This window comes from Streptomyces atriruber, assembly GCF_001418325.1.
In the GTDB taxonomy this organism is placed as follows: Bacteria; Actinomycetota; Actinomycetes; order Streptomycetales; family Streptomycetaceae; genus Streptomyces; species Streptomyces atriruber.
Genome location: NZ_LIPN01000075.1, coordinates 1 through 11,061, shown reverse-complemented (window position 1 = coordinate 11,061; position 11,061 = coordinate 1). Strand labels below are relative to the sequence as shown.

At 68.5% G+C, this 11,061-nt stretch carries 11 protein-coding genes; 6 read left to right on the top strand and 5 right to left on the bottom strand.

Annotated elements, in window-relative coordinates; genetic code table 11:
- The first annotated feature begins 28 nt into the window (after positions 1-28).
- The 4 genes from gap (at position 29) to AOK03_RS08855 (ending at position 5,358) form a co-directional block, all read left to right on the top strand.
- On the top strand, positions 29-1,057 hold the full coding sequence (gene gap / locus AOK03_RS08870) for a type I glyceraldehyde-3-phosphate dehydrogenase (RefSeq protein WP_055564623.1): 1,029 nt from the start codon (positions 29-31) through the stop codon (positions 1,055-1,057).
- A 686-nt stretch (positions 1,058-1,743) separates the two neighbouring features.
- On the top strand, positions 1,744-2,106 hold the full coding sequence (locus tag AOK03_RS08865) for a universal stress protein (protein ID WP_079074578.1): 363 nt from the start codon (positions 1,744-1,746) through the stop codon (positions 2,104-2,106).
- Between the two features lie 43 nt (positions 2,107-2,149).
- Complete coding sequence (locus AOK03_RS08860) at positions 2,150-2,980, top strand: HAD family hydrolase (RefSeq protein WP_079074570.1); 831 nt, start codon at positions 2,150-2,152, stop codon at positions 2,978-2,980.
- Entirely contained in the window at positions 2,977-5,358 is a 2,382-nt protein-coding gene (locus tag AOK03_RS08855) for a glycoside hydrolase family 65 protein (protein ID WP_055564621.1), read from the top strand. The genes AOK03_RS08860 and AOK03_RS08855 overlap by 4 nt, the downstream gene beginning before the upstream one ends.
- Positions 5,359-5,420: 62 nt before the next feature.
- Here AOK03_RS08855 and AOK03_RS45135 read toward each other — a convergent pair whose 3' ends face one another.
- The 3 genes from AOK03_RS45135 to AOK03_RS42470 form a co-directional block, all read right to left on the bottom strand.
- Positions 5,421-6,038, bottom strand: coding sequence for a universal stress protein (locus tag AOK03_RS45135; protein WP_157868892.1), 618 nt, complete (start codon positions 6,036-6,038; stop codon positions 5,421-5,423).
- 157 nt (positions 6,039-6,195) lie between these two features.
- Positions 6,196-7,215, bottom strand: coding sequence for an Acg family FMN-binding oxidoreductase (locus AOK03_RS08850; RefSeq protein ID WP_055564620.1), 1,020 nt, complete (start codon positions 7,213-7,215; stop codon positions 6,196-6,198).
- Between the two features lie 119 nt (positions 7,216-7,334).
- Entirely contained in the window at positions 7,335-7,478 is a 144-nt protein-coding gene (locus AOK03_RS42470) for a hypothetical protein (RefSeq protein WP_157868891.1), read from the bottom strand.
- 228 nt (positions 7,479-7,706) lie between these two features.
- Between AOK03_RS42470 and AOK03_RS08845 the strand changes: the two genes are divergently transcribed.
- Together AOK03_RS08845 and AOK03_RS08840 are read left to right on the top strand one after the other, a co-directional pair.
- Positions 7,707-8,210, top strand: a complete 504-nt coding sequence (locus AOK03_RS08845; RefSeq protein WP_244177530.1) for a hypothetical protein — start codon at positions 7,707-7,709, stop codon at positions 8,208-8,210.
- A gap of 52 nt (positions 8,211-8,262) precedes the next feature.
- A complete protein-coding gene (locus tag AOK03_RS08840; protein WP_063792452.1) occupies positions 8,263-9,141 on the top strand; it encodes a universal stress protein in 879 nt (292 codons plus the stop codon).
- Between the two features lie 147 nt (positions 9,142-9,288).
- Here AOK03_RS08840 and AOK03_RS08835 read toward each other — a convergent pair whose 3' ends face one another.
- Together AOK03_RS08835 and AOK03_RS08830 are read right to left on the bottom strand one after the other, a co-directional pair.
- Positions 9,289-10,134 (bottom strand): universal stress protein, encoded by an 846-nt coding sequence (locus AOK03_RS08835; RefSeq protein ID WP_063792451.1) that lies wholly within the window; start codon positions 10,132-10,134, stop codon positions 9,289-9,291.
- Positions 10,135-10,214: 80 nt separating this feature from the next.
- The coding region (locus AOK03_RS08830) for a universal stress protein (RefSeq protein WP_244177529.1) at positions 10,215-11,061 on the bottom strand (847 nt) is incomplete at its 5' end.

Genomic DNA, 11,061 nt, shown 5'->3' with positions numbered 1-11,061 from the left:
CGCACACCCTCCCGGAAGGATGACGACCATGAGCGTGCGCGTGGGAATCAACGGGTTCGGGCGCATCGGACGCAACTACCTGCGCTGCGTGTTGGAGCGTGCCGACGCTGTCGGTGGTCGTGCCGTCGAGGTGGTGGCGGTGAACGACATCACGTCACCGGCCACGCTGGCCCACCTGCTGGAGTACGACTCGACCTACGGACGGCTGCGGCGCACCATCGGACACGACGAGGGCTCGCTGACGGTGGACGGGTGCCGAATCGTGGTGACTTCCGAGCGCGATCCGGCCGGTCTGGCCTGGGGCGAGCTCGGCGTGGACGTGGTGATCGAGGCGACCGGCCGTTTCCGCACGCACGCCGACGCCGGACTGCACCTGAAGAGCGGGGCACGAAAGGTCTTGCTCTCCGTCCCCGGAAAGGGTGTGGACGCGACGCTCGTCATGGGCGTCAACGAGTCCGCCTATGACCATGACAAGGACCATGTGGTCTCCAACGCTTCGTGCACCACCAACTGTGTGGCCCCGATGGTGAAGGTGCTGAACGACCACTTCGGCCTCGTGAAGGGTCTGATGACGACGATCCATGGCTACACCAACGACCAAGTGGTGCTCGACGGCCCGCACAAGGACGCACGTCGCGGCCGCACAGCCGCCGTCAACATCGTCCCGACCAGCACCGGAGCCGCCCGCGCGGTCGGTGTCGTGCTGCCCGAGCTGGCGGGGACGCTGGACGGCATCGCTGTGCGGGTGCCGGTCGAGGACGGATCCCTGACCGACTTGAGTGCGGTGCTCGAACGGCCTGTGACCGTGGACGAGGTCAACGAGGCCTTCCGCGAGGCCGCCGACGGGGCCTTACGGGGCATCGTGCGGGTGTCCGATGCGCCGATCGTCTCCCGCGACATCATCGGTGACCCCGCCTCATGCGTTCTGGACGCGCCGCTCACTCAGGCCAGCGGTGATCTGGTGAAGGTATTCGGCTGGTACGACAACGAGTGGGGCTACACCAATCGCCTCCTCGACCTCACGGAGTACGTCGCTGCCCGGTTGCCGCAGCGCTGACAGAGGTGATCGTGCCGAACCGGGCCCGATGGCGCCGCCCGAGGGACTCACCCTCCCGGCGCTGCACGGGCCCGGCCTGGGGCAGGGTGACCGGACCTGCCCTCTTCGAGGAGCGGCCGTGACGGGTGCTCGGGTGGGCATCCGTCCTCGACGCACGCCCGCGCTTGTGATCGCCGCACCGGATCGTTCGGCCCCTTGCCTGGCCCGACCGGACCCTTGTCCTGACGTGACCAGGACCTGACCGGCGGATCCTGCGCGGTGCGGGGCGGCTCATGGTTCAGTGCCTGTGCCGGCCCGAGGGGTGGCCGCGGCGGACGGCACCGGGCGCCGATGGAACGGGGCGCGGCATCAGCAGAGATGGCGTCGTAATGGTGGTGGATACCCCGCATGATGACCCAGAGCACGACTGTGGCGGGGACAGCGAGCCACGCTCCCTGGGTGAACTTCGATGTGGTGGCGACGCCGTACTGGATCGCGCAGGGTGCGAGTGCAAATCAGCCTGATTGCAGGCCCAGTTGGCCCTCATGGACGCTGCGCGAGCGGGCCCGGCCCGCATCCCGGCATGGGCCGATGGTCCCGAGTCGGGGGTCGAACCGTCCTTCCTCTGTGCGGGACGCCGGTGTCACGGTGGGGTGGGCGCCCCTTCGTCGTGCGCTTCGCACGACAGCGTGAAAGGCGGTGGGGTGATGGTGCTGCCTCTGGTGGTCGGAGTCGATGGGTCCGAGGCGGGCCTCTTGGCCGTGGACTGGGCGGTGGATGAGGCGGCCCGGCTCGGTCTGCCGCTTCGACTGCTGTACGCATCCCTCTGGGAGCTCTATGAGGGTGCCGCGCGTCAGGAAGGCCCGGAGGGCCCTGCCGCACGCGTGATGCCGGAGAACATACTCGGGCCGGCCCGCAAGGTCCTGTTGCGCCACTCGGCCGCCGCGGACCTTGTGATCATCGGAGCCCGGCGCCGGCACGGCCATTTCGGGCTCCAGCTCAGCAGGGTGGGACACACACTGCTGCATCATGCGGACTGCCCGGTGGCAATCGTGCCGCAACTGTCGTGAACCACCGCTTCCGCCGCCCGCTCCATTCAGCGAGGAGTACGTGATGCGTTCACCGTGGAGCACCGAGGGGTTCGGCCGCGACCGCGGCGAGGTCACCGCGCGGGTCGCGAGCGCTGAAGCCGACGACCCCCTGGACAAGCTGGCGGCCGTGCTTCGCGACGTGCGCGCGGTCGTCTTCGACACCGACGGCGTGCTCACCGACTCCGCCCGCGTGCACGCCGCCGCATGGAAGACGGCCTTCGACGCCTACTTGAGCGAGCTCACGCCGGACGATCCGATGCGGCGGCGTCCGTTCGATGTGCACGACGACTACCTGCGGTACGTGGACGGAAGATCCCGCCTCGACGGCGCGGAGGCGTTCCTTGCTTCGCGAGGGCTGGATCGCTCCGCCGGAACGGTACGGGGCATCGCGGAGGAGAAGGAGCGGCTGTTCGTGCGGCGCTTGAGTGAGCACGGCATCGACGCGTACCCCGGAACGGTCCGCCTGCTGCACGCTCTCCGGCTGGCGGGAACGCCCCTTGCCGCAGCCTCCGCCTCCCGTCACGCTCGTGAGATCCTCACCCGCGCCGGAGTGGCGGGGCTGTTCGACGCTCTCGTCGACGGCGGTGAGGCGGCCCGGCTCGGACTGCCGGGCAAACCGCAGCCCCACCTCTTCCTGGAGGCAGCGCGTCGGCTCGGTGTGCCCGCCCGCCGTACGGCAGTTGTCGAGGACGCCCTCGCGGGAGTCGAGGCGGGCAGGCGGGGCGGATTCGCTCTGGTCGTCGGCGTGGACCGCGCGGGAACCGGGGACTCGCGCGCGAGGTTGCTGCGCCACGGGGCCGACCTCGTCGTAGGCGACCTGGGGGAACTGCTTCTGGGAGGAAAGCCGAAGTGACGGACTGGACCTGGAAGTACGCAGGTTACGATCGCGCGGAGGAGCGGCTCAGAGAGTCGTTGTGCACGCTGGGCAACGGATACTTCGCGACCCGCGGCGCGGTGCCCGAATGCGGTGCGGACGACGTGCACTATCCGGGCACGTACGTCGCTGGCTGTTACGACCGCCTCATCTCGGACGTGGCCGGGCGCCGGGTGGAGAACGAGGACATGGTCAATCTGCCGAACTGGCTGCCGCTCCGTTTCCGTCTGTACAGCGGCGAGGAGACCGGAGCGTGGTTCTCCCCGGAGACCGCGACCTTGCTGGATCACAGTCAGACCCTTCACCTCTCCAGCGGCCTGTTGGAGCGCCGCAGCCGGTACACCGACACAGAGGGACGGCGACTCGCGGTCCGTCAACTGCGCCTCGTCCACATGGGCGACCCGCATCTGGCCGCATTGCGAACCGAGTTCACGGCCGAGAACTTCTCCGGGACTCTGCAGGTCGAGGCAGCTCTGGACGGCGATGTCACCAACGCCGGCGTGCCTCGCTACCACGACCTGGCCGCCGACCACCTGATTCATGTGCACACCGGCACCGCCGGGCCTGACGCCGTGTGGTTGCGCTGTCGCACCCGCACTTCGGACATCCGCATCGCGTTCGCGGCCCGCCTCACCGTGACGGGCGACGTCACGAGTGGAGGAACACCCTTGAAGGCCACCCAACGCACTCTTCTGCAGCTGGAGCCCGGGTGCACGGCGACCGTCGACAAAACGGTCGCTCTGCACACCTCGAGAGACCCCGCGATCAGTGATCCGCTGCGCGCCGCGCTCGATCGCATGCGTGCGGCAGCCGGCTTCGACGAGCTGCTCGATACGCACATCAGCGCTTGGGATCAGCTCTGGCGACGTGCCGAACTGGACGTCCCCGGAGAAGCGGGCAGCATCCTGCGGCTGCACCTCTTCCATGTGCTGCAGACCCTCTCTCCACACACGGCCGAGCTCGACGTGGGGGTCCCGGCCCGGGGGCTGCACGGTGAGGCATACCGCGGTCACGTCTTCTGGGACGAACTGTTCGTCCTGCCTTACCTCAACCTGCATTTCCCCGAGGTGTCCCGCGCGCTGCTGCGGTACCGCCATCGTCGACTGGAACAAGCCTGTGCCGCTGCCCGGTGCATGGGGAGACGCGGCGCCCTGTATCCGTGGCAGAGCGGTAGCGACGGGCGGGAGGAGACACAGGAGCTTCACCTCAACCCCCGTTCCGGACGCTGGCTCCCGGATCACTCGCGGCTCCAGCACCACGTCGGTTCTGCCGTCGCGTTCAACGTCTGGCAGTACTGCGAGGCCAGTGGGGACGCCGAGTTCCTGCACACCAAAGGCGTTGAGATGCTGTTGCAGATCGCCCGCTTCTGGGCGGACTCGGCCACCTACGACGAGAGCCTCGGGCGGCATCGGATCCGGGGCGTCCTCGGCCCTGACGAATACCACGACGCCTACCCGGGGGCCTCGTCACCGGGGCTCGACGACAACGCCTACACGAACGTGACCGCAGCGTGGGTGCTGGCCCGTACGCTCGACGTGCTGAGGGGCCTGCCCGCGCCACGCCGCCAGGAACTCGTCGAGAGAGCTGGTCTCGACGGCGGAGAGCTCGAACTCTGGGAGGACGTGTCCCGCACCCTTCATGTGCCCTTCCACGACGACGTCATCAGTCAGTTCGAGGGATACGGCGATCTCACGGAGCTCGACTGGGAGAGGTATCGAGAGCGATACGCAGACATCCGTCGGCTCGACCGGATCCTCGAGGCGGAGGGCGACACCGTAAATCGCTACCAGGCCTCAAAGCAGGCCGATGTCCTGATGCTTGGATACCTCTTCTCGCCGAGGGAACTTCAACGGGTCTTCGGGCGACTGGGCTACGGACTCGACGAGGCCACCTGGCGACGCACTGTCGACTACTACCTGAGCCGTACCAGTCACGGCTCCACCCTGAGCGGCCTGGTCCACGGTTGGGTCCTGGCACGAGCCCGACGGTCCGACGCGTGGAAATACTGTCAAGAGGCGCTCCAGGGAGACGTCGCCGACCTGCAGGGCGGAACCACTGGCGAAGGCATCCATCTCGGAGCCATGGCCGGAACTCTCGACTTCGTCCAGCGTGGCCTCTCCGGCCTGGAAACGCGCAGCGGTGCTCTGTGGCTCGACCCGGCGCCGCTGCCGGAGCTCTCCTCCTACGGTTTCGCCCTCCGCTACCGGGGCCACTGGGGCCTGCGACTACGTCTGGAGCGAGAAACGCTGAAGATCTCGCTGCCCGCATCCGACCGGTCTGCCGTGGACGTACGGCTTCCGAATCGAACCATCCGCTTACAACCAGGGGATACGTGTCGGCTCATGCTTTCCGGCTGAGCTTTGCTGCTGGAAAGCACGGCAGTCCAAGGCGGGCCGGCCGGGGCGGATGACCTGCTGCGTCATGTCGGTCGGTGCGGACAGGATGAGGATCCAGTCCGCCGCACCGCTGACCAGCACCAGCACCAACGGCACAGACGGGCGCCGGAGCGGACGGGCAGGCAGATGCAACGGCCGACGGCTTTCCTGCCGAGGCAGGCCAGTCGACTGACGCGTGACCATCTCCGTGGGTGCTCGTACATGCCGGCCTGTGGCACGACGATGACGGGGCACTGCGCTTCACGGAGGGCACGCGCAGCGACCGAGCCGACGATGGGACGGGGAGCGCCACTGCATCTGCGGAACCCCACGATCAGACCGAGCGACTGCGCGGATTCCGCGGCCAGTACCGTTGCCACAGACCCGCGGAGCACCGAGTGCCGAACGTTCACGGTCGGGTGCAAGGTCTGCAGGCACGCCACGGTATCCGTCAGCAGGCGACGGCACTCCCGCAACGCTGCTCGCTCGTCCAGAACGCCGAGGACGGGGGGATGCCACACGTGCAGTACCCGCAGTTCTGCCCCCTGTTGCGCGGCCCTCTCGAAGGCATGATGGAGCGCGGCCGCGGAATGATGCCGACCGTCCCAGCCCAGGTCCGCACCGACGACGAAGTACGGTCGACGCGGTGCGTGTTCAGGCACCGGCAAGATCACCACGGGGCACGTGACGTGCGAGTACCGCTGCTGCCATAGTCTTCTCCGTCGCCGTCCGGGAGACCCGGAGCATTTCCACCTTAGGACCGGGTGGTTGACCCGACCAGCGTCGTTCTCGGTCAGCCGACGTCTGCGGGATGCCCCGTCAGACGTCCAGGGGGCACGCCCGTGGAGGTACGTCGGCCAACATCACGTCCTCCACCGGGCGACGTGGGGTGCGCCACGTCCAGTTGGTGTGGCCGAGCCGAAGAATCATCTGTGGAGACTGCCGAGAAGGAATCATGGTGCGGATATCCGCGCGCAGGGATGGGATTTCCAGCGGTTGGGTGTGAAAACCGGCGCTGATCGTGTGACTGGTGGCGTAGAGCAGGACGCGTTGGAGGGCCTGGCCCGCGCGTAACCAGTCCTGCGGGGTGTCACGTGGTGTGTTGAGCAGCGCCACGAGTCCCGTTCTCGTGAGAAGGGGCCCGGCGGAGCCGTCACCGCGAGACGGCCGGCTCCATCCGGTGAAGTCCCGTCCGGCCAGGAGAGCCGAGTCCGGGTGGAAAGGGGTCGCTTCCGAGGGCACGCCGTCGTAGCGGCAGCTTCGGTGAGGCTGAGTCCAGCCCATCAGCTCAGCGGTGCAGTCGGGGTCCGAGCGTTGGAAGCTCTCGGCTCTGTGCACCACGGCAGCCAGACGGTGCTGCTGGGCCGGATCGACGACCGTGTGCAGTTCGGCGCCCTCTGCCAGGGCCTGCAGTCGTAAAGCCTCGATCAGCGGAGCGGGGAGAGGGGTGGACTGGAACGGGCCGCGATGGGTGCGCCGCTCGCGCATGGCGCGGTACAACAACTCTTCGCCGGCAGTGGGGCGCGCGTACGCCCCCCAGCTCACCTGGGCCAGCAGTCGCGGCAGCCGAGGTGTGGGCAGGGGATGCACCACCGGTCGGAAGCCGAGATGGCGCATGGCGAGACGCAGATTGAACAGGGCGGCGCCACAGCTGACAACGAGCTCGCGTCCATTCGGATCGGTGGACGGGAGACGGCGGGTGAGATCTGCGTACAGCAGGATGTCCCCGCCGCGGCCGACGAAGAGCCAGGGCTGCGAGTTGTGCAGCGAAGGCGCGGTGATGGCCGCACGGACCACGTAGTGGATCGCGTGGTCGGAGCCGTCGGGCTGAGCCGACATACCCCTCCCCCTCCCTCAGATGTTCCTCGCCGATTCCCGGTCTCGCCCCTGCCGTGCCCTCGACCCGGTCCACGGCAGGGCTGGTCGCTCTCGGTGCCTCCCGTCCGGAGTCGAACGGCTCAGCGGTAGTGCCGGCGGTCGACACTTGCCAACAGCCCGAGTAGCCCCGCGATGAGCAAGGTCCAGCCCACCACTGGAGGCGTCGCACCGAAGATCATGACGGCACCGAGCACTGCGGCGCCGACCAAGACGAACGTGGTCATGAGAGTGCCCTCCTTCGCTCGGAACGTGCCGTGCCTATAACAAGGACACTGCCGCAGGTGACTCCCACATGCGTGGGGCCGGTCGGGCACCTGAAGTGCCGACTCGGCCCCCACAGGGCTCGCTGTTCGGCACTGAACGCGGACCGAACGGCTCTGCTTCGAGGGCCACTTGCCCTCTACGGAGAATGCGTCTCCGGGACTGCAATAGAGGTGATGAGGGAGGTCTCCATGAGCTTGGACCCCAAGACCCGACGCGTCGTCTCGGGTGTGTCGGTGGCCTTGCTCACACTGACCGTGCCATTCGTCGGCGCGAGCTCGGCCTCGGTGCACCCACAGGCCCGTCACATGAGCACTGTCCCCGCGCGCAGCGGTAGCCCGACGTCGACCGTGGACCATGTTGCGAACTTCTACGGTGCGTACGTCGACGTCCTCCATGACACGGGCCACAACTCGCTGGCGAACAGCCTGCGACACCAATACCTCACGGCAGGACTGCGCAAGAGCCTCGCGCAGTGGGAGTCCGCGCACCATCGCGATGGAGTTCTCCGGAGCAAAGCCGTGCCGAGCGCGTGGAAGGTGACCTATCAGGACAGTGGCATGGGGCACTGCTGGACGGTCGTCCGGTTGACGTGGCGCGACGCGCGGCACCGGACTCACCACAGCTACCTGACCGTTCAGTCGGACGTGGCAAGCAGGGATATCTCGGGCATCGAGGTGGGCTCGGCAAGGTAACGGCGCTCACGATCCGGACGAGTTCCGCTCGCCCGGGAGCTGGAGGTGGGTCATGTCGCGATCCGTGGTCGCCGGAATCGACGGAAGGCCGGAGTCCTTGGCGGCAGCTGACTGGGCGGCACGAGAAGCCGTCTACAAAGGGCGACCGCTGCTGCTGGTCCATGCCTGGAGCCGGAGCCCGTACTCGATGGTGTCAGTTGCGGCGAACACGGCCCAAAGGGCGGAGGCGGAGCGTGTTCTGAACGCTGCCGCGGACCGCATCGCGAGGGCCTGCCCCGGACTGCGGGTCAAGACCGACCAGGTCGAGGGCCCGGCTGTCACGGCCCTGTCGCGGTTGGCGGACGGAGCCGAACTACTGGCGCTGGGGAGGCGCACGAAGCGGAGCCCGGCAGGTCTCCCTGGTGGCTCGGTCGCCAGGGGCGTCATCAGTCGCGTGGAACGCCCCGTCGCACTGGTGAGGGCGGGCGAAGGGCAGGGGCGGAGCGCACACGTGCCGAGGACGGGCGATGTGGTCCTTGGCGTCGACCTCGGCAACCCCTGTGCCGAGGCGATCGGCTTCGCCTTCGAGGAAGCACGGCTGCGCCGCTGTGGACTGCGCGTTGTCCACGCTTGGTCCGACCCCCCGACCTCGGAAGGAGAGGCCACGGAGATCGGGCTCGTCGAGGCCGAACACCGAGAGGAGGAGCGCAGTGGCCTCCTCACCGCGGTACTGAAAGTGCGACGGGGCGAGTACCCGGAGGTGCCGGTGATCGAGAGCGTTCGGAGAGGCAAGGCGTCCTCCACCCTGCTGCGGGACACCGACGGCGCGGATCTGCTCGTCGTCGGCCACCGGCTCGGCGCGCACCCGTATCTCGGTCTGCACAGCAGCCCCACCGTCCATGCAGTGATGCAGCACGCTCGGTGCCCGGTGGTGGTGGTTCCGCACTACTGACCCTCCACCCCATACCGACGATCCACGTCCTGACCATCAGGGTCCCGGTGGCAGAGCAGGCAACCAGGACCATTCCGATGCGGCGACGCAGCGCGCGCGTGCCGCACTCGCCCGCGCGACCGAGTCGGTCCGATCGCGCGGGCGCCCTCAGTTGTGCGGCACGACGGCGACCGGGCTCTTGGCGTGGTGGATGGCCGCGTGCGCCGTCGGCCCAAGGCGTTCTCCTGCAGTGATGCGGCGGCCGATCACCAGCAGCCCGGCGTCCGCGGCGGCCTTGACGAGGTGGTGACGTGCTAGACCGTGCACGAGCCGCTGCGTGACCTGCGCTTTGGGGTGCTTGTGCCGCCAGGGAGCCAGTGCGGCCGTCAGCAGACGCGACTTCGCTGCCTCGGGATCCGTGGCTGCGGCACTGGGTACCAGGGGAACTGCCCATGTGTGGACGACCTGGAGCGGCACGTCGCGGAGCGTGGCCGCCACGAAGGCGAACTCGATGAGTTCGTCGCAGGGATGTTCCAGATCAAGACCGAGCACCACCGGCCCGAACCGGTCGGCGGATCCTGCGTCTTCGGGGTCCTCGACGGCGCGTACCAGAATGACGGGGCAGGAGGCACGGGCCGTGACGGCCAGGGCGACCGAGCCGACCAGGGTTCCGGTGAACGCGCCGAATCCGCGTGAGCCCAGCACGAGCATGCTGGAGGACCCTGCTGATTCCACCAGAGCCTCGACCGGTGACGCGGTGACTTGTTCATCGAGAATCCCGAGAGCGGGATGTGAGGAGGAGAGCCTGAGCACGGCGCGGTCGAGCGCACCGCTCTCGCGGTGGAAGGGGACCTCGACCTCAGGCAGATGCGTCCGCTCCGATGGCTGATCGAAGGCGTGGACGAGGTGCAGAGGCAGGCCACGGAGCAGCGCCTCGCGTGCGGCCCAGTCAGCAGCGGCCAAACTTTCGGCCGAGCCGTCGATACCTGCCGTGATGAGCTGTCGATCGGGCACGATACATACTCCTGCGGTGAGTCGGAGAGAGCCGGCCGGCCCAGGACCGGTCGGTGGCTTCGGGTCCGGTGGCACGGTGTTCAGCCGTGGGGGACGACAGCCACCGGACAGTCCGCGTGGTGCAGCACGGCGTGGTTGACCGGGCCGAGCTGCATGCCGACGTGCCCCTTGCGGCGGCGGGCGCCGACGACCAGGAGGTCCGCCCCACGGGCGGCGTCGAGAAGCACCGTGCGTGCGTGGCCCTCGACGACCTCGCGGCGGACCGTGACCTCGGGGTGGGCGGCCGTTGCTTCCCGAACTGCCAGCTCCACCTGCTCCTCGGCCCGGTCTCGGTGCTCCTCGTGGTCCGCCATGGGAACATCCGGCACCTCCCGCGCGGGGCAGCGCCAGGCGTGGAGGACGGTCAGGGAGGCATGCGCCGTCAGCGCCTCCTGGAAGGCGAACTCCACCGCGAGGGCCGAGTCCCGCGCGTCGTCCACACCAAGAACCACGGTGCGGAAGCCGCTCGCGACGTTCTTCGCCTCGCCACGTACGACGATCACCGGCACCGTGGCACGCGCGGCGACGGACAGGCTCACCGAGCCGAGCAGCAGATCGGCCAGCTCGCCGCGCCCCCGGCTCCCGACCACAACGGCCCCCGCCTCCGCACCGACCCGTACCAGGGCGAAGGAGGGATCTTCGGGCAGGACTTCACCGGTCACCTTCATGGCGCCCGCGCGACTCTGCGCGCGCTCGACCGCCGAGGCCACGATGTGTTCCGACAGGACCTGCACGGACGACCTGTTGATGTCAAAGGACGGCGTGTGTCCCTCGTACCACTCCCACCTGGAGGCATGGACCACACGCAATGGCACACCGTACGCCTCGGCCCTGTCCACGGCCCAGTCCAGGGCGCGCAGACTCGAGTCGGAGCCGTCGACTCCGACG

What these genes read in the sequence shown, in the direction of transcription:
- AOK03_RS08850 (WP_055564620.1), bottom strand. Translation starts at nt 7,215, where the DNA reads ATGTCGGCTCAGCCCGACGGCTCCGACCACGCGATCCACTACGTGGTC.
- AOK03_RS42470 (WP_157868891.1), bottom strand. Translation starts at nt 7,478, where the DNA reads ATGACCACGTTCGTCTTGGTCGGCGCCGCAGTGCTCGGTGCCGTCATG.
- gap (WP_055564623.1), top strand. Translation starts at nt 29, where the DNA reads ATGAGCGTGCGCGTGGGAATCAACGGGTTCGGGCGCATCGGACGCAAC.
- AOK03_RS08860 (WP_079074570.1), top strand. Translation starts at nt 2,150, where the DNA reads ATGCGTTCACCGTGGAGCACCGAGGGGTTCGGCCGCGACCGCGGCGAG.
- AOK03_RS08865 (WP_079074578.1), top strand. Translation starts at nt 1,744, where the DNA reads ATGGTGCTGCCTCTGGTGGTCGGAGTCGATGGGTCCGAGGCGGGCCTC.
- AOK03_RS08840 (WP_063792452.1), top strand. Translation starts at nt 8,263, where the DNA reads ATGTCGCGATCCGTGGTCGCCGGAATCGACGGAAGGCCGGAGTCCTTG.
- AOK03_RS08845 (WP_244177530.1), top strand. Translation starts at nt 7,707, where the DNA reads ATGAGCTTGGACCCCAAGACCCGACGCGTCGTCTCGGGTGTGTCGGTG.